Here is an 18,254-nt window from a genome sequence, read left to right on the forward strand (position 1 = left end):
TCCGCCGTGCCGGACCTCCGCACCTTCTCTACCAAGGACCTGACCCGTGGAAACGCACGAGATCTCCAAGCGATTCACCGACCACTTCACGCGCAACGGGCACACGCTGGTGCCCAGCGCCTCACTGATCCTCGACGACCCGAACCTGCTGTTCGTGAACGCGGGGATGGTGCAGTTCAAGCCGTTCTTCCTCGGTGAGGAGCCGCCGCCGTACCCGCGCGCGACCAGCGTGCAGAAGTGCGTGCGCACCGGCGACATCGACGAGGTCGGCAAGACCACCCGCCACAACACGTTCTTCCAGATGGCGGGCAACTTCTCCTTCGGCGACTACTTCAAGGAAGGGGCGATCGAGCACGCGTGGCAGCTCGTCACGTCGCCCCAGGCGCAAGGCGGCTACGGCTTCGACCCCGACCGCATCTGGGTCACGGTCTACAAGACCGACGACGAGGCGATCGAGCTGTGGCGCAAGGTCGCCGGCCTGCCCGACGAGCGCATCCAGCGCCGCGGCGGCAAGGACAACTACTGGGACATGGGTGTGCCCGGTCCCGGCGGCCCCTGCTCGGAGATCTACTACGACCGCGGCCCCGAGCACGGCAAGGACGGCGGGCCCGTCGTCGACGAGGACCGCTACCTCGAGATCTGGAACCTCGTCTTCATGCAGGACGAGCGCGGCGAGCTGTCCCCCAAGGAGGACCACCCGCCGATCGGTGAGCTGCCCGCCAAGAACATCGACACGGGCATGGGCATCGAGCGCGTCGCGTACCTGCTGCAGGGCGTGGACAACGTCTACGAGACCGACCTCGTCCGCCCGGTGATCACCAAGGCGGAGGAGATGTCGGGCCGCCGCTACGGCGCCAACCACGTCGACGACGTGCGGTTCCGCGTCATCGCGGACCACGCGCGGTCGGGTGTCATGCTGATCGGCGACGGTGTCACGCCCGGCAACGAGGCGCGCGGCTACGTGCTGCGCCGCCTGCTGCGCCGCATCGTGCGTTCCGTGCGCCTGCTCGGTGTGAACGAGCCGGTGCTCGGCGAGTTCGCGAAGGTCGTCCGCGACACGATGGGTCCCGCCTACCCCGAACTGGTCGAGCAGTTCGACCGTATCGACGGTGTGGTGCGCCAGGAGGAGGACACGTTCCTCCAGACCCTGTCGAGCGGCTCGAAGATCTTCGACCTCGCGGCGTCGGAGACCAAGTCGTCGGGCGGCTCGGTCCTGTCCGGCGACAAGGCGTTCCAGCTGCACGACACGTACGGCTTCCCGATCGACCTGACCCTCGAGATGGCGTCGGAGCAGGGCCTGAAGGTCGACGAGGAGGGCTTCCGCCGCCTCATGGCCGAGCAGCGGCAGCGTTCGAAGCAGGACGCGGCGCAGCGCAAGGTCGGGCACGCGGACGGCGGCGCGTACCGGTCGATCCTCGACACCCACGGCACCACCGACTTCCTCGGCTACAAGGACCTCACCACCGAGTCCCGCGTCGTCGGCCTGCTCTCGCACGGCCAGCCGGCGGTGTCGGCGGGGGAGGGCGCGGAGGTCGAGGTCGTGCTCGACCGCACCCCGTTCTACGCGGAGGGCGGTGGTCAGCTCGCGGACACCGGCACGATCACCGGCGACGGCTGGGTCGTCGAGGTCCAGGACGTGCAGTCGCCCGTCGCGGGCCTGAACGTGCACCGCGGCAAGGTGCTCTCCGGTGAGGTGCTGCTCGACGCGCCCGCGCACGCGGAGGTCGACTCGACCCGCCGTCGCGCGGTCTCGCGGTCGCACTCGGCGACGCACCTCGTGCACGCGGGGGTGCGGCGTGCGCTGGGCACGCAGGCGGCGCAGGCGGGTTCGCTGAACGCGCCCGGCAGACTCCGGTTCGACTTCACCTCGCCCGGCGGCGCGGTGCCGCAGAGCGTGCTCGCGGACGTCGAGGACGAGGTCAACGACGTGCTGCTGAACGACTACGACGTGCGCGCGGAGATCACCACGCTCGACGAGGCGCGCAAGTCCGGCGCGATCGCGTTCTTCGGCGAGAAGTACGGCGACAAGGTCCGCGTCATCACCATCGGCGACTACTCCAAGGAGCTGTGCGGTGGCACCCACGTGCACCGCTCCGGCGAGATCGGCGTGGTGAAGCTGCTGTCCGAGGCGTCCATCGGCGCGGGCGTGCGCCGCGTCGAGGCGCTCGTGGGCCTGGACGCGTTCCGGTTCCTCGCGCGGGAGCACGTGCTGGTCGGCCAGCTCGCGGAGCAGTTCAAGGTGCGCCCGGAGGAGCTGCCGGAGCGCATCGGGCAGACCGTGGAGCGCCTGCGCGCGGCGGAGAAGGAGCTGGAGAAGCTCCGGGCGGGGCAGCTGCTGTCGTCGGCGGGCACCCTCGCCGACCAGGCGGAGGACGTCCGCGGCACCGCGCTCGTCGCGGTCGCGACGCCCGACGGCATCGGCGGCAACGACCTGCGGCAGCTCGCGTCCGAGGTCCGCAACCGGCTCGGCAACCGGTCCGGCGTCGTCGCGCTGTTCTCGGCGGACGGCGAGAAGGTGAACTTCGTGGTCGCGACCACCTCGGTGGCGCGGGACGCGGGCTTCGCGGCGGGCAAGCTGGTCCCGTCGTTCGCGCCCGCGATCGGCGGCCGGGGCGGCGGCAAGCCCGACCTCGCGCAGGGCGGCGGCGGCAACCCGGCGGGCATCCCCGACGCGGTCGCGGCGCTGCGCAAGGCGATCTCCGAGGTCGCCACGTGACCGAACCTGACCGGCCGGGCCTCGGTGATCCGGGGCCCGGCCGCAGGCTCGGCATAGATGTCGGATCCGTGCGGGTCGGGGTCGCTCTGAGTGATCCCGGTCCGGTGCTCGCGACGCCACTCGTTACGCTGTCTCGCGACGAACGCTCGGACAGCGACCTCGATCGCCTTGCCGAGCTCGTTGTCGAGCACGAGGTGGTCGAAGTGGTGGTCGGTTTACCCAGGACGCTCGCGGCCCGTCACGGCAAGGCCGCGGCCATCGCGACCGCGTACGCCAGGAAACTGCGGCGGCGCGTGCGCCCGGTCCCGGTCCGGTTGGCCGACGAACGCTTGACTACGGTCAGCGCCACCAGGATGCTCAGCGACCGCGGAGTGCGTGGGAAGCAGCAGCGGGCGGTGGTCGACCAGGCGGCGGCCGTCGAGATCTTGCAGGCCTGGCTGGACGGGCGGGCACGCCAGACGCCCCCGGAGGCACAGGAGCGATGACCCAACACGACGACGACCTCGATCTGTTCTCCGAGGCACCGACGGAACGACACCGGCCAGTGCGCCGCGACCGGGGCGGGCGCAAGCCCCCGCCACCACCGAAGAAGAAGCGCAAGACCGGGCTGTGGATCGGCATGGTCCTGGTGCTGGCGCTCATCGGGGCGGGCGGCTACTACGGCTACAAGCAACTGACCGGCATCGGCGACTACGAGGACTTCGCCGGTGAGGGCAAGGGTGACGTCGTCATCCAGGTCACCGACGGCGACTCGACCGGCGACATCGCGGCCACGCTCGTCGACGCCGGGGTCGTGGCCAGCTCGCGCGCGTTCGTCGCGGCGGCCGAGGCCAACGCCGACGTCCGCGGCGTGCAGCCCGGCTACTACGTGATGAAGAAGAACGCGTCCGGCGCGGCCGCGGTCACCAAGATCGTCGACCCGGAGTCGCGCGTCGGTGCCCTGCAGATCAAGCCGGGCAGCCAGCTCGAGGACGTCAAGCGGCCGGACAACACCGTGGTGAAGGGCATCACGTCGATGCTCGCCGACGCCTCCTGCGCGGAGCTGGACGGCAAGAGCACGTGCGTTAAGCCCGCGCAGCTCCTCGAGGTGGTCAAGACCGCGGACCTGGCCAAGCTCGGGGTGCCGGACTGGGCCGTCCCGGACGCCAGCAAGGCGGAGCCGAAGCGCCGTCTCGAAGGCCTGATCATGCCGGGCGTGTACGACGTCAAGCCGGGCTCGACGCCGGAGGAGCTGTGGACGCAGCTCGTCACCGCGTCGGCGACGCAGATGCAGGCCTACGGGCTGCCCGACGTCGCAGCGGACACCGGGTACACGCCGTACCAGGTGCTCGTGATGGCGTCGCTGGTGGAGAAGGAAGCCATCACCAAGGACTTCAAGAAGGTCTCGCGGGTGACGTACAACCGCCTGCGCGAGTCGATGAAGCTCGAGTACGACTCCACCATCAACTACGTGCTGGACCGCCCCATGATCCGCACGAAGCCCGAGGACCGCGCGCGCGTCGGTGCGTACAACACCTACGACAACACCGGTCTGCCGCCGACGCCGATCTCCGCCCCCGGCAAGGAGGCCATCGAGGCCGCGGTCGCGCCGGAGCCCGGCGAGTGGCTGTTCTTCGTGAAGTGCGAGAAGGACGGCACGTCGTGCTTCGCGAAGACCAACGACGAGCACAACGCGAATCGTCGCAAGGCACAGGACAACGGTGCCTACTGACGTCCGGCACGCCGCGGTCGTGGGCAAGCCGGTGGCGCACTCGCTGTCGCCGGTGCTGCACGGGGCCGCGTACGAGGCGCTCGGGTTGCCGTGGACGTACACGCGGCTGGAGGCGTCGGAGGCGGAGCTGCCCGCACTGGTGGCGGGCCTGGACTCCTCGTGGGCCGGGTTGTCGGTGACGATGCCCGGCAAGGGCGCCGCGCTGGCGGTGGCGACCGTCGCGACGGACCGCGCGCGGGCGGTCGGCGCGGCGAACACCCTGGTGCGCCGCGACGACGGCTGGTCGGCGGACTGCACGGACGTCGACGGGGTGGCGGGCGCACTGCGCGCGGCCGGTTTCGGCACGGGCACCTCGGCGGTCGTCCTGGGTGCCGGCGGCACAGCGCGCGCGGCGCTGGCCGGCCTGGCGGAGCTGGGCGTGCCGAAGGCGACGGTCGTCGTGCGGGACCCGGCGCGCGCCGAGAAGGCGGTCGCGTGCGCGGCGGCGGTGGGCGTGGAGCTCGACGTCGTGGCGTGGGCGGCCGCGGACTTCGCGGCGCTGGCGGCGGGTACGTCGCTGCTGGTCAACACGGTGCCGCCGGACGCGGTGGCCCCGGTGGCGGCGGCGCTCGGCCGGACGCCGTTCCTGCTGGACGTGATCTACCACCCGTGGCCGACCCCGCTGGCGACGGCGGTCGCGGCACAGGGCGGCCACGTGGCGACGGGCCTGGACATGTTGCTGCACCAGGCTTTCGGCCAGGTCGAACAGTTCACCGGAAAGGTGGCGCCCCGCACGGCGATGCGCGACGCGCTGCACACGGCCACGGGCGGGATCCTGCCGCTGCCGCTCTAAGGTGGGAGCCGTGGACGAGGAACAGTTGCGCGCCATCACCGTCGGTGAGCTGACCCCGTACGAGACGAAGGTCGTCATCGCGGACTACGACCCGGCGTGGCCGGACTGGTTCGAGTGGGACCGCGCACGCATCGCCGAGGCGCTCGGCCCGATCGCGCTGTCGATCGACCACGCGGGCTCGACCTCGGTGCCGGGCCTGCCCGCGAAACCGATCATCGACATCCTGCTGCAGGTGGACGACTCGGCCGACGAGGACGCGTACGTGCCCGCGCTGGAGGCCGCCGGGTACACGCTGCGGGTGCGTGAACCGGAGTGGCTGGAACACCGGCTGTTGCGGCGGCGGGACGAGCCGCACGACGTGAACCTGCACGTGTTCTCCCCACGCCACGCGGCGGAGGAGATCCACCGCATGCTGGCGTTCCGCGACTGGCTGCGCACCAACGACGCCGACCGCGACCTGTACGCCAGCACGAAACGCGCACTGTCCACAAGGGAATGGCGGTACGTGCAGGACTACGCGGACGCGAAAAGCGAAGTGGTGCAACAGATCCTGACCCGCGCCCTCGCCTGACCAACTTTCCCGAACGAGAGTCCCATTCGCTCGGACTCATCCTTGCGGTTCCCCCACCCCCAGCGGATCGTGGAACCCATGAACCTCACCACCCTCCTCGCCACCGCGGGCGCCGCCACAGGCGCGACCGCCCGGATCCTGTTGAGCCGCCTGCGCAGGGGCACCACTGTCCACACAGGATGGTGTATGGCCGCGGTCGCCACACTGTGGGCGCTGGCGGGCTGGCGCGCCGACACCGGCCACCTCCCGTGGTGGTGGCTGCCGATCCCGTTGGTGGTGGCGTGGTTCGCGGTCACCCTGACGGTGGTGGACCTGAAACACCGCCGCCTGCCGAACGCACTGACAATGGCCGCGTATCCGGTCATCGCGGCGACAACCGTGCTGGCGGCAACACAGTCCGGCTGGCACGTGGCGCAGGGCGCGTTACTGGGCGCGGCATTCCTGGGCACGATGTACATGGCGCTGCACCTACTACGCCCGGCAGCGATGGGCGCGGGCGACGTCAAACTGTCGGGCAGCCAGGGCGCGGTCCTGGGCGCCGTCGGCTGGCCGGCGGTACTGGTGGGCACAACACTGGCAGCACTACTCACGCTGGCACTGCACGCGACGGCCCCACGACGCCTCCGAACCGCATGGCACACCGGCATCCCCCACGGCCCACCCCTCCTGACGGCAACGTACGTCATCGCAACCTTCCCGGCACTACACCCATGACGGTGACGGCCCCGCACTCCATGCCACGCCCGACGCGGCACCGCTTCCGACCGCGCTCGGTGGCGGTTGTCACCGGCCCGGATGCCCCTGGTTGGGAGCGTTTCGGTTGCGTACCTCGACGAGGCGCTGACCCGGAAGGTAACCGCGTGTGTCGCGCCGGTGCTCACACGTCCCCTTGACCGCGACGGAGGTGATGACGACCTTTCCGATGCTGCACCCGTGACGGTGGTGGTCCCGCACCCATGCCACGCCCGATGCGGCACCGTTTCCGACGGCAGCCGGTCAGCGGTGGTCACCGACGCGAATGCCCTTGGCTTGGGACCGTTTCGGTTGCGTACCTCGACGAGGCGCTGACCCGGAGGTAACCGCGTGTGTCGCGCCGGTGCTCACACGTCCTTGTCCCCCTTGACCGCGACGGAGGTGATGACGACCTTTCCGATGCTGCGCCCGTGACGGTGACGGTCCCGCACCCATGCCACGCCCGATGCGGCACCGCTTCCGACCGCGGCCGGTCGGAAGCGTCGCCGCCGACCCCGGATGCTGCAGGTTGGGAGCGTTTCGGTGGGTGTGTCTCGATGAGGCGCTCACCCGGGAGACAACCGCGTGTGTCGCACCGTGTCTCACACGCCCCAGGCCCCTGACCGCGAGCAAGCTTCCCGGAGCGACGTCCATGACCGCGAACGATCCGCGCTCGCGGCGCAACGGTTCCGACCGCGGCTGGTCGACGGTTGTCACCGACGCGGGTGCCCGTGGCTTGGGAGCGTTTCGGTTGTGTGTCTCGACGAGGCGCTCACCGGGGAAGCAACCGCGTGTGTGGCACCGGTGTCTCACACGCCCAGACCCCTGACCGCGAGCAAGCTTCCCGGAGCTATGTCCATGACCGGGAACGATCCGCGCTCATGGCGCAACGGTTCCGACCGCGGCTGGTCGACGGTTGTCACCGAGCGGGTGCCCATGGCTTGGGAGCGTTTCGGTTGTGTGTCTCGACGAGGCGCTCACCGGGGAAGCAACCGCGTGTGTGGCACCGGTGTCTCACACGCCAGACCCCTGACCGCGAGCGAGCTTCCCGGAGCTATGTCCGTGACCGGGAACGATCCGTGCTCGTGGCGCAACGGTTCCGACCGCGGCTGGTCGACGGTTGTCACCGACGCGGGTGCCCATGGCTTGGGAGCGTTCGGTTGTGTGTCTCGGCGAGGCGCTCACCCGGGACGCAACCGCCTGTGTCGCACCGGGGTCTCACACGGCCCCAGGCTCCTGACGGCGATGTAGCGATAGCGACCTTCCTAGCGCTGCACTCATGCCGGTGGCAGTCCGGCGCCCAGGCGACGCCCGATGCGGCACCGCTTCCGACCGGGGCCAGTCGGCGGTTGTCACTGACGCGGATGCCCCTGGCTTGGGACTGTTTCGGTGGCGTGCCTCGACGAGGCGCTGACCCGGGAGGTAACCGCGTGTGTCGCACCGGTGTCCCACACGTCCCGGCCGCTGACCGCGACGTAGGTGATGGCGACCTTCCCGGTGCTGTACCCGTGACGGTGACGGTCCCCGCGCCCATGCCACGCCCGATGCGGCACCGCTTCTGACCGCAGCCGGTCGGAAGCGGTGCCGCCGACCCGGATGCCCCAGCTCGGGAGCGTTTCGGTGGGTGTGTCTCGACGAGGCGCTCACCCGGGAGACAAACCGCGTGTGTGGCACCGGTGTCTCACACGCCCCAGACCCTGACCGCGAGCAAGCTTCCCGGAGCTATGTCCATGACCGCGAACGCTCCGCTCGTGGCGCAACAGTTCCGACCGTGGTCGGTTGGTGGTGGTCACCGGCTCGGCAGCCCCTGGTTGGGAGCGTTCGGTTACGTGTCTCGACGAGGTGTTTCACCCGGGAGGCAACCGCATGTGTCCATGCCCCGATCGATGTGGCGACGCTTCCGACCGCGACCGGTCGGCGGTTGTCACCGGCCCGGATGCCCTGGCTGGGACCGTTTCGGTGGCGTTCCTCGACGAGGCGCTGGCCCGGGAGGCAACTGCATGTGTCGCGCCGGTGTCTCGCACCGTCCCAGGCCCCTGACAGCGAACGATCCGCGATCGTGCCGCAACAGTTCCGACCGCGGCCCGTTGATGGTTGTCACCGACGCGGATGCACCCGGCTGGGACTGTTTCGGTCGTGTGCCTCGACGAGGCGCTGACCCGGGAGGCAACCGCATGTGTCGCGCCGGTGTCTCACACGTCCCCTGACCCGCGAGCGACCTTCCCGGAGCTACGTCCGACCGCCAACGATCCGCGCCGGTGCGGCGACGCTCCCGACCGCGGCCGGTCCGCGGTGGTCACCGAGCCGCCGGTGGCACCGCATCGGTATCCCGCGCGACCCATCTGATCCGCGCTCACGTCGCGACACATCCGGCAACAGCCCCGCCACCGACCTGCGCAACCACCTCGCTGCGACCATGACCCAGAACGAACCCACGAACCAACGCCATCCGCGTGCGAAGACCCCGGAACGAGCGAGACCCGCCGACGCCTCACCCGAGCCACCGCGCACGCGCAGCACAACCACGGTTCGCGCAGCTCACACGGCACGCCGACGCCCATAGACGGCGCCATGAGGTGGCGCCGCCTGGGACTGACGACGGGCGCGGTCCTGATCTTCACCGGCATGCTCGTCACCGGGGTGGTCGGAGGGGTCGCGGCGATCCTCGCGCGCGAGTGGAGCGGCACGGCGGCCGCGTGGCTGGCGATCGCGCTGCCGGCCGGTGGTGCGTTCATCGGCTGCACGTGCCGGCTCCCGCTGGTGGGCACGTACGTCGGTGACCACGGCCTCCGGATCCGGACGCCGCTGCGGACCGTCACGGTCCACCGTGCTGGTGGTCCGCACCCGGAAGATCACCCGCGTGAACTCCGGTCCGTTGCCGGTCGTGACGGCTCGGCAGATGTGCCTCGACCTCGTCGACGGGCAGACCATCGAGCTTCCGCTGCACGGCGCGCTCCGCGGGGGAGCGCCGCCCGGGGCGGATGCCCGACATCCTCTCCGTGGCCGAGTTCGGAGCCGCGCCACCGGCACCACACGCAAGGACGACCGCATGAGACCAACAGCTGAACAACTGCGGCAGCTGTGGCGGATGACGAAACTGCCCCAGGAAGACGTGCTGTTCACCGCCACCTACGAAGCCGCGGGCACCGGCCCCGACGGGAAGCCGCTGTCCACCGCGATGGTGGCCATGTTCACCGACGAACCCGGGTCGTTCTCCGACATGCACCGATTACCGACCGACGAGATCTGGCACTTCTACCTCGGCGACCCGATCGAGCTGCTCCTGCTGCACCCGGACGGCGGCGACGACCTGGTCGTCCTCGGTACCGACGTGCTCGGCGGGCAGCGTGTGCAGGTCACCGTCCCGAGCGGCACCTGGATGGGTGCGCGGCTGCGGCCGGGCGGCGAGTACGGCGTCTACGGCAACACGATGGCGCCGGGCTTCGTGCCCAGCGACTTCGAGCCGGGGGATCGAGCCGTACTGACGCGGCGCTGGCCCCACCGGACCGACCTGATCGCGGCGCTGACCCGACCATGAGCACGGCACGGCCAACACGCGACCGCCGATCGGCGTGTCAGCCGGGCATGACAGGATCGTCGGGTGTTGCGTTGGATCACCGCTGGGGAGTCGCACGGGCCCGCGCTGGTCGCCGTGCTCGAAGGCATGGTTGCCGGGGTCGAGGTCACGACCACGGACCTGAACAAGCAGCTCGCCCGCAGGCGGCTCGGGTTCGGCCGCAGTCCGCGGATGGGGTTCGAGACCGACAAGGTCGAGTTCCTCGGCGGCGTGCGGCACGGGCTGACCCAGGGCGGGCCGGTCGCGGTGCGGATCGACAACACCGAGTGGCCCAAGTGGGAGAAGGTCATGTCCGCGGACCCCGTGGACCCCGAGGAGCTCGCCGGGCTCGCCCGCAACGAGCCGCTCACCCGGCCCCGGCCGGGCCACGCCGACCTCGCCGGCATGCAGAAGTTCGGCTTCGACGACGCACGGCCGGTCCTCGAGCGCGCCAGCGCGCGGGAGACCGCCGCCCGCACCGCGCTGGGCACCGTCGCGCGGCAGTTCCTGCGGCAGCTGCTCGGTGTGGAGATCATCAGCCACGTCGTCTCGATCGGCGGCGCGGAGGCGCCCGAGGGGCCGCTGCCCGGGCCCGGGGACCTCGACGCCATCGACGAGAGCCCCGTCCGCGCGTTCGACCCGGCAGGCACCGAGGCCATGGTCGCCGAGATCGAGGCGGTCAAGGAGGCGGGCGACACCGTCGGCGGCGTCATCGAGGTCATCGCCTACGGACTGCCGCCGGGGCTGGGTTCCCACGTGCACTGGGACCGCCGCCTCGACGCCCGGCTCGCCGCCGCCCTCATGGGTGTGCAGGCGATGAAGGGCGTGGAGATCGGTGACGGGTTCACCACCGCGCGCCGGTGGGGCAGCAAGGCCCACGACGAGATGGACCCCGCGCACCCCGGCGTCACCCGGCGCACCAACCGGGCAGGCGGCCTCGAGGGCGGCATCACCAACGGTGAGCCGCTGCGGGCCAGGGTCGCGATGAAGCCGATCTCGACCGTCCCGCGTGCACTGTCCACAATTGACACCGCGACCGGGGAGCCCGCGGTGGCGATCCACCAGCGGTCCGACGTGTGCGCCGTGCCCCGCGCGGGTGTGGTGCTGGAGTCGGTGGTCGGGCTGGTGCTCGCCGAGGCCGCGCTGGAGAAGTTCGGCGGCGACTCGCTCGCCGAGACGCGCCGCAACGCCGAGTCGTACCTCAAGGCACTGCAGGAGCGCTGGTGACCGGCCCCGCACTGATCCTCGTCGGCCCGCCCGGGTCCGGTAAGTCCACCGTCGGGCGGATGGCCGCCGAGCGGCTCGGGCTGGCGTTCCGCGACTTCGACGACGACATCGAGCGCGTCCACGGCATCCCCGCGGGCGAGCTGGTCGTGAAGCTCGGGCGGGAGAAGTTCCAGGAGTCCGAACGCGAGATCCTCGCCGAACTGCTGCCCGGGTTCGACGGCGTGCTCTCGCTCGGCGGCGGCACGCCGACCGCGCCGGGTGTCCCGGAGTTGCTCGAGCCGTACCACGTGGTGTTCCTCGACGTGAACCTCGAGCAGCTCCTCAAGCGCGAAGGGCTCGTGACGCTGCACCCGTGGCTGCTGCCGAACCCGCGCGCCCACCTCAAGGAGCTGCTCAACACCCGCAGGCCGGTCTACACCGCCGTGTCGGCGGCGACCATCCCGACCAGCGAACGCACCCCCGAGGAAGTCCTCGCCGACGTGCTCGCCACGATGCCCGTCGCGAGCTGAGCCCTGAGCGCGGTCCGAGAAAGCGCGAACCGGAATTCCCGGTGCGATCATGTCATCACGCACGGTCAGCACCCCCCGGAGAGAGTTCTTTCGTGACCACGCACGCAAAACCGCCGCTTCGCCGGCGTCGTCTCGGCCGTCGGCTGCGCGCTCTGCGCGAGTCGGCCGGTCTGACACTCGAGGCCGCCGCGCCGAGGCTGGACATGAGCCGCAGCTCGCTGTTCCGCGTCGAGAGCGGTGAGACCCGCGCCAGCGTCCACCTGGCCCGGTCGATGATGGACCTGTACGACCGCTTCGACGAGGGACTCCTCGACGCCGTCCGCGCAGCCCATAGACCGAGCTGGTTCACGGCCTACGGGGTGCAGGACCTCGGCTACACCGACGCGGAGACCGAGGCGGACCGGGTCTGGGACTACCCCGGCATGCTCCTGCCCGGCCTGCTGCACACCGAGGCGTACGTTCGGGCGCTCTTCGCTCACGTGCGACGCCGCCGGACCGCCGAGCAGGAGGACAACGACGTCGCGGTGCGGCAGATACGCCAGCAGCGGCTCACCGGTGGGGATCACCCGCTCGAACTGGTCACCCTCATCGACGAGGCCGCGCTGACGAGAGAGATCGGTGGCCCGGAGGTGCTGCGTGACCAGCTCGACCACCTGATCGCGATGGCTGACCTCCCCACGGTCACCCTCCATGTGCTGCCGCAGCGGACATGTCCACCCAACGCTTTGGAAGGCGGATTCACCCTTCTGGGTTTTCCTGAGCCCGACGAGCCGGAGCTGCTCTACCACGAGTACGCGACCGGAGCCCTGCATATTGAGGATGAAGAGGAGGTTCGGGAGGCTAGACTGGTGTTCGACTCACTCCGTGGCGAAGCGCTGAACCCAGCGGACTCGGTGGCGCTGATCAAGCGACACGCCAGCGGGTTGCGCGCACCATCATGAGAGAGGCGAGCACGATGTCCACAGTGGACCTTGCGGGGTTGTCCTGGCGCAAGAGCAGCCGCAGCACGGCCAGTGGTTCCAACGGCAACTGTGTCGAGGTCGCCTTCGCCGGGCCCGTCGTCGCCGTGCGTGACTCGAAGAACCCCGAGGTCGCCGCCCTCGCCGTACCGGCCACCGCGTTCACCGCGCTCCTCCGCACGGTCTAGCGCACCCACGCCTGGTCCGCGAGCGGCACCTGCTTGACTTGTCGCACGTACTCGCGAGGGTGAGGGAGCGTGGCAGTGCAACCGGTGCGTATCAGGGTCGCGACGGACCGCCCGTACGAGGTGGTGATCGGGCGTGACCTCGGCGACGAGGTGGTCGCCGCCGTCGCCGGGTCGCCCAAGGTGGCGATCGTGCACCCGCCCACCCTGGTGACCGGCGCCGAGGCGGTGCGGAACCGGTTGCTGGACAACGGGATCGACACGCACCTGGTCCCCGTGCCGGACGCGGAGGCCGGCAAGACGCTCGCCGTTGCCGGTCAGTGCTGGGACGCGCTCGCGGCCATGGGCATGGACCGCGGCGGCACCGTCGTCGCGTACGGCGGGGGAGCGGTGACCGACCTCGGCGGGTACGTCGCCGCGAGCTGGATGCGCGGCGTCCGCCTCGTCAACGTGCCCACCACGCTGCTCGGCATGGTCGACGCCGCGGTCGGCGGGAAGACCGGCATCAACATCGACGCGGGCAAGAACCTCGTCGGCGCGTTCCATGAACCGGCCGCGGTGGTCGTCGACCTCGCGACGCTGCGGACCCTGCCCGCCGACGAGCTGGTGCCGGGCATGGCGGAGATCGTCAAGGGCGGGTTCATCGCCGACCCCGTGATCCTGGACCTCGTCGAAGCCGACCCGAAGGCGGCCGTGGACCCCGACGGTGACGTGCTGGCCGAGCTGGTGCGCCGCAAGATCCAGGTCAAGGCCGACGTGGTGGCGGCGGACCTGCGGGAGTCCAGCCTGCGCGAGATCCTCAACTACGGCCACACGCTCGGCCACGCCATCGAGCGGCGCGAGGGCTACCGGTGGCGCCACGGCGCGGCCGTCAGCGTCGGGCTGGTGTTCGCCGCGGAGCTGGCGCGGGCCGCGGGGCGGCTCGACGACGCCACCGCGGACCGCCACCGCACGGTGCTCGACTCCCTGGGGCTGCCGACCGGTTACGAACCGGGTGCGCTGCCGGATCTGACGCAGACCATGCTGGGGGACAAGAAAACCCGTGCGGGGCGGCTCCGCTTCGTGGTGCTGGACGGGCTGGCCAAGCCGGGCCGGCTGGAAGACCCGGCGCCGGAGCTGCTGGCGACGGCGTACGACCGCCTGACGCGGTGACGAGCCTCAAGATCGACTGCGGCCGTCGGCCCCCCGACATCCAGCCTAGCCGTGACCACCGACAGGAACGGGTGGCGTCGGGCGGGTTGTCCACAGGGTGTGGGGGCGCCGTCGGCGGGACGACGCCCCCACGGCCACCTCAGTGGGCGGACTCGACCGGGAGGCCCGCGGCCGTCCAGTCCTCGATGCCCTCGCGGTACTTGCGGACGTTCTCGTACCCGAGACGTTCGAGGAGCGCCGCCACCTGTCCGCTGTTCGGGCAGGCCGGGTTCGAGCAGTACGTGACGATCGCCGCGGTCCGGTCCGGGAGCAGGCTCGCCGCCTTCTCCTCGACGTCGGCCGCCACCAGCGGGATCGCGCCCGGCAGGTGCTGCTTCGCCCAGTACTCGCCGCCCAGCGCGTCGACGACCGTCACCGCGCCCGCCTCGATCGCGGCACGCAGGTCGGCCCTGCTGATCAACTCCGTCATCTCTCCTCCAAGTGGACTATGGTCCGGATTGACATGAGCGACAACAGCGGACCGCAGTCCGGTTATTCCCCGCCCGCCGGCGAGCGGGCCGACGCGGCACGCAACCGGGCACGAGTACTGGCGGCCGCCGCGCGCCTGTTCCGGGAGCACGGCGTCGCGGCCGTGTCCATGGACCAGGTCGCGGCCGCCGCCGGGGTCGGCAAGGGGACCCTCTTCCGGCGGTTCGGGGACAAGGCGGGACTGGCCGTCGCGTTGCTCGACGAGCAGGAACGCGAGCTGCAGGCCGCCATCCTGAGCGGGCCACCGCCGCTCGGTCCGGGAGCGGAGCCGGCGGACCGGCTCGTCGCCTTCCTCGGCGCCTACGTGGACTTCCTCGACGCCAACCTCGACCTCGTGCACATGTCGGAGACCGCGCGGCCCGGCGCGCGCTACCACATCGGCGCGTACCGGCTGTGGCACCGGCACGTCGCCTACCTGCTCGAACAGGCCGGGACGCCCGACGCCGGCTACCTCGCCCACGCGCTCCTCGCCCCGCTCGCCGCCGACCAGCGGATGGCGCTGCGCGACGAGGTCGGGCCCGATCGGGTGAAGGCCGGGCTGGCTAGGCTTGCCCGATCGGTGCTCGACGGAGGAGGAAGCTGATGAAGGTTCTGGTGCTCAACGGGCCCAACCTCGGCAGGCTGGGCACGCGCGAGCCCCAGATCTACGGCCACACCACCCACGCCGACCTCGTCGAGCTGTGCGAGAAGACCGGCCGGGAGCTCGAGCTCGACGTGACCGTCCGCCAGACCGACCACGAGGGCGAGATGATCGGCTGGCTGCACGAGGCCGCCGAGCACGGGTACGCCGTCGTCCTCAACGCCGGCGCGTGGACCCACTACTCGATCGCGATCCGCGACGCGTGTGCGTTGCTGTCCGCGCCGCTGGTCGAGGTGCACATCTCCAACGTGCACAAGCGCGAGGAGTTCCGGCACCACAGCCACATCTCCGCCGTCGCGAGCGGTGTCATCGTGGGACTCGGGGTCGACGGCTACCAGCTGGCCCTGCGCTGGCTGGCCGGTCAGCGGTGACCGAGCAGCCGGGTGACCTGCCCCCATCCGGTCTGCACCACGTCGAACTGTGGGTCGCCGACCTCGCCGCCGCCGAGAAGACGTTCGGGTGGTTGTTCACCGAGCTGGGCTGGCACGAGTACCAGCGCTGGGACCGCGGCGTGAGCTGGCGGCTGGGCGCGAGCTACGTCGTCGTCGAGGACTCGCCCGCGCGGACGGGGGAGCGGCACGAGCGGACCGCGCCCGGCCTCAACCACCTCGCGCTGCACGCGGGCACCCGGGCCGACGTCGACCGGATCACCGCGGCCGCACCGGAACACGGGTGGACGCTCATGTTCGCCGACCGCCACCCGTACGCGGGTGGCCCACACCACTACGCGGCATACCTCGAGAACAGCGACGGGTTCGAGGTGGAATTGGTCGCCACCCGTACGTGAGGGCCTCCACATACGGGGAGTAATCCCTACACTGTCTTCCGGCTGATCAGAGGGCAACGTATGGAGGTTCTTCCGCGATGCGCTTCACGCAGCGTCGAAGACATCTCGTTGCCGTCGTCGTTGCCGTCGTCCTCGCCGCTGCGCTGACCGCGGGCTGCACCGCCAGCGAGGCCGCCCCCGCGAGGGAAGAACCCCCGGCGCCCACCGCCGCGCCGGCACCGAAACCGGTGGTCCCGGAGGTGGCGGAACCCGTCCGGCTCACGACGCGCGCGGCGCGCCAGAGCGCGGGCGTGATCGCGGCGGGCTCCGGCGACGCCCCCTACAACTACGCGCCGTCGGTGTTGTGGGACGGCGGCAAGTACCGCATGTGGTGGTGCAGCCAGCTCAGCGTCGCGCGACCGCCCGGCGACGACATCCTGCTCGCCGAGTCGCGGTCGCTGAACACCCGGTTCCGCGGGCCGGACGGCCGCGGCGGCACACCCGTCTTCTCCGGCAGCGCCCGCCGCTTCGACGCCATGCACACGTGCGACCCGTCGGTGATCAAGGTCGGCCGGACCTACTACATGTACTACACGGGCGCGGCGGGCGACCACGCCCACGGCAACGCCATCGGGCTCGCCACCAGCACCGACGGCCGCGTCTGGAAGCGGGCCAACGGCGGCCGCCCCCTCGTCACCTCGTCGCGGGACGTCCGGCGGTCCAACACCTACGGCGCGGGCCAGCCGTCGGTCGTGTACCTGGCGGGCGCGTTCTACCTGATGTTCACCGACACCACCGGCCAGCACGCGGGCCACAACGGCGCGGGTCAGTTCGTGTTGCGCTCACCCGACCCGGCGTTCGGCCGCGACGTCGAGGCGCTCGGCCCGGACGGGTTCGTGCGGGTGCCGGACACGACCGCCCGGCTGCGGTCCGTCGTCGACGCGTTCAGCGCGGACTGGATGTGGGTGGACGCGCTCGCCGCGTTCGCCATCGCCCACGAGACCCGCGGCGGCACCACGATCACCTTCTGGGACTGGGACTTCCGCGCGCAGCCCTACCACCCGCTGCTGGTGCCCGGCCCCTGGCGCGAAGGCCCCGGCCTGGTCCGCCGCGGTGACGGCCACGCGGTCGTGTCGCTCGACAACCCGTGCGGCAAGGTCGCGATCGACCTCGTGCGCGCCACCCGCGAGATCCGGGCCGGGCCGTCCGGCATGCGGCACTTCGGCCTCGACGTCACCGACTTCGACGCGTGCGCGGACCCGGGACGTGCCGTGCTCGCGCTCGACGGGTTCGCCGTCCCGTCGCCGAGCAGGACCGTCGACCTGGTCGTCGGCGGGCAGCTCGTGCGGTTCGACCGCAGGTCCGTCGCGGAGAAGCTCGCCGTGCGCGTGCTCGCCCGCCGGCCACCGTCGCTGTCGAAGGTGCGGGTGGCCGCGCACGTCACCCCCGGCGTCCCGGTGCGGCAGGCACCCGGGCGGGGCATGGCGTTCCTGATGGACGACAAGCTGTGGTCGATTTCGTCACCGGACGTCGCGACGCTGAACTCCTCGGTCGTCGGCGACACGACGACGGAGGAGTGGGACACCTACGGGCTGGGCTTGGACCTGGCGGGCCCGCCCCGCTGAGGCTCGTCCTCGTCGTCCTCGGTGTCCTCCGCGGGCCGCGACGACCGGACCCAGAACCCGGCCGCGAGCCCGATGGCCGCCGGGATCAGCACGAGCAGGGCCGTGAACGCGGCGCCGCCGGTCAGCGCGCCACCCAGGTCGGCGACCCCGGTCTGGTCGACGAACACCGACTTGCCGATCACAGCGAGCACGGCCGCACCCCAGCCCGCGACCAGCGACGCGATCAGCCACACCCGCCCGGCGTCCTCGACGTCCCGCCACCGGTCCACGGCACCCCACACGGCGGCCACCCCGACGAGCACGCCGAGCGTGAGCGCCTCGAAGAGCGTCCGGGAGGTGGGGTGGTGGACACCGAAGTCGGCGCGCGCGGTCTCGGCCACGGCATGCACCACGGCCATGACCGCCCCGCGCAACAGCCACGTTCGCATTGGGACAGGGTAAGCCTTGACCGGTCGCTCCCCGCAGGCTCCGGGCGATCGCGGTGTCCACGGTTCGCTCCGCGGGTTCCGGTGGGGTGGGTGGTTCGCTCCGCGGGCTCCGCTCGG

18 protein-coding genes are annotated in these 18,254 nt (G+C 71.3%); 16 read left to right on the forward strand and 2 right to left on the reverse strand.

The features are described from left to right. Positions 1–46 precede the first annotated feature (46 nt). The 12 genes from alaS to aroB all read left to right on the forward strand — a co-directional run bounded on the left by alaS (position 47) and on the right by aroB (position 14,150). Entirely contained in the window at positions 47–2,716 is a 2,670-nt protein-coding gene (gene alaS / locus ACYQ77_RS24350; RefSeq protein ID WP_459715088.1) for an alanine--tRNA ligase, read from the forward strand. Continuing rightward, positions 2,713–3,201 (forward strand): Holliday junction resolvase RuvX, encoded by a 489-nt coding sequence (ruvX, locus tag ACYQ77_RS24355; protein ID WP_459715090.1) that lies wholly within the window; start codon positions 2,713–2,715, stop codon positions 3,199–3,201. Before alaS ends, ruvX begins: the two co-directional genes overlap by 4 nt. After that, positions 3,198–4,427, forward strand: coding sequence for an endolytic transglycosylase MltG (mltG, locus tag ACYQ77_RS24360; protein WP_459715092.1), 1,230 nt, complete (start codon positions 3,198–3,200; stop codon positions 4,425–4,427). Before ruvX ends, mltG begins: the two co-directional genes overlap by 4 nt. After that, entirely contained in the window at positions 4,417–5,259 is an 843-nt protein-coding gene (locus tag ACYQ77_RS24365; protein WP_459715094.1) for a shikimate dehydrogenase, read from the forward strand. Before mltG ends, ACYQ77_RS24365 begins: the two co-directional genes overlap by 11 nt. A gap of 10 nt (positions 5,260–5,269) precedes the next feature. Beyond that, a complete protein-coding gene (locus ACYQ77_RS24370) occupies positions 5,270–5,830 on the forward strand; it encodes a GrpB family protein (protein WP_459715096.1) in 561 nt (186 codons plus the stop codon). Between the two features lie 78 nt (positions 5,831–5,908). After that, a complete protein-coding gene (locus ACYQ77_RS24375; RefSeq protein WP_459715098.1) occupies positions 5,909–6,544 on the forward strand; it encodes a prepilin peptidase in 636 nt (211 codons plus the stop codon). A gap of 3,067 nt (positions 6,545–9,611) precedes the next feature. Further along, positions 9,612–10,100, forward strand: a complete 489-nt coding sequence (locus ACYQ77_RS24380; RefSeq protein WP_459715100.1) for a cupin domain-containing protein — start codon at positions 9,612–9,614, stop codon at positions 10,098–10,100. A gap of 63 nt (positions 10,101–10,163) precedes the next feature. Beyond that, positions 10,164–11,345, forward strand: coding sequence for a chorismate synthase (aroC, locus tag ACYQ77_RS24385; RefSeq protein ID WP_459715101.1), 1,182 nt, complete (start codon positions 10,164–10,166; stop codon positions 11,343–11,345). Further along, a complete protein-coding gene (locus ACYQ77_RS24390; protein WP_459715103.1) occupies positions 11,342–11,854 on the forward strand; it encodes a shikimate kinase in 513 nt (170 codons plus the stop codon). The genes aroC and ACYQ77_RS24390 overlap by 4 nt, the downstream gene beginning before the upstream one ends. A 92-nt stretch (positions 11,855–11,946) precedes the next feature. Then, positions 11,947–12,795 carry a helix-turn-helix domain-containing protein gene (locus tag ACYQ77_RS24395; RefSeq protein WP_459715105.1) on the forward strand — a complete coding sequence of 283 codons (849 nt, stop codon included), beginning with the start codon at positions 11,947–11,949 and terminating at the stop codon, positions 12,793–12,795. 14 nt (positions 12,796–12,809) lie between these two features. Beyond that, positions 12,810–13,001, forward strand: a complete 192-nt coding sequence (locus ACYQ77_RS24400; RefSeq protein ID WP_459715107.1) for a DUF397 domain-containing protein — start codon at positions 12,810–12,812, stop codon at positions 12,999–13,001. A gap of 69 nt (positions 13,002–13,070) precedes the next feature. Beyond that, a complete protein-coding gene (gene aroB / locus ACYQ77_RS24405; RefSeq protein WP_459715109.1) occupies positions 13,071–14,150 on the forward strand; it encodes a 3-dehydroquinate synthase in 1,080 nt (359 codons plus the stop codon). A 139-nt stretch (positions 14,151–14,289) separates the two neighbouring features. On the opposite strand, the gene ACYQ77_RS24410 is transcribed toward aroB, so the two are convergent. Beyond that, positions 14,290–14,619, reverse strand: a complete 330-nt coding sequence (locus tag ACYQ77_RS24410; RefSeq protein ID WP_459715111.1) for a rhodanese-like domain-containing protein — start codon at positions 14,617–14,619, stop codon at positions 14,290–14,292. Between the two features lie 33 nt (positions 14,620–14,652). Here ACYQ77_RS24410 and ACYQ77_RS24415 point away from each other — a divergent pair, with 33 nt between their 5' ends. From ACYQ77_RS24415 to ACYQ77_RS24430, 4 genes are all read left to right on the forward strand, one after another. Next, on the forward strand, positions 14,653–15,261 hold the full coding sequence (locus ACYQ77_RS24415) for a TetR/AcrR family transcriptional regulator (protein ID WP_459715113.1): 609 nt from the start codon (positions 14,653–14,655) through the stop codon (positions 15,259–15,261). After that, on the forward strand, positions 15,261–15,689 hold the full coding sequence (gene aroQ / locus ACYQ77_RS24420; protein WP_459715115.1) for a type II 3-dehydroquinate dehydratase: 429 nt from the start codon (positions 15,261–15,263) through the stop codon (positions 15,687–15,689). The genes ACYQ77_RS24415 and aroQ overlap by 1 nt, the downstream gene beginning before the upstream one ends. Next, a complete protein-coding gene (locus ACYQ77_RS24425) occupies positions 15,686–16,105 on the forward strand; it encodes a VOC family protein (RefSeq protein ID WP_459715116.1) in 420 nt (139 codons plus the stop codon). Before aroQ ends, ACYQ77_RS24425 begins: the two co-directional genes overlap by 4 nt. Positions 16,106–16,182: 77 nt before the next feature. Then, positions 16,183–17,709, forward strand: coding sequence for a beta-xylosidase (locus tag ACYQ77_RS24430; RefSeq protein ID WP_459715118.1), 1,527 nt, complete (start codon positions 16,183–16,185; stop codon positions 17,707–17,709). Here the strand turns inward: ACYQ77_RS24430 and ACYQ77_RS24435 are convergent. Continuing rightward, the gene (locus ACYQ77_RS24435) at positions 17,670–18,137 is read right to left on the reverse strand and encodes a B-4DMT family transporter (RefSeq protein ID WP_459715120.1); all 468 of its coding nucleotides are present in this window, start codon (positions 18,135–18,137) and stop codon (positions 17,670–17,672) included. The two genes, ACYQ77_RS24430 and ACYQ77_RS24435, sit on opposite strands and share 40 nt — an antisense overlap. Positions 18,138–18,254: the final 117 nt, after the last annotated feature.

The organism is Actinophytocola sp. KF-1 (genome assembly GCF_054661535.1).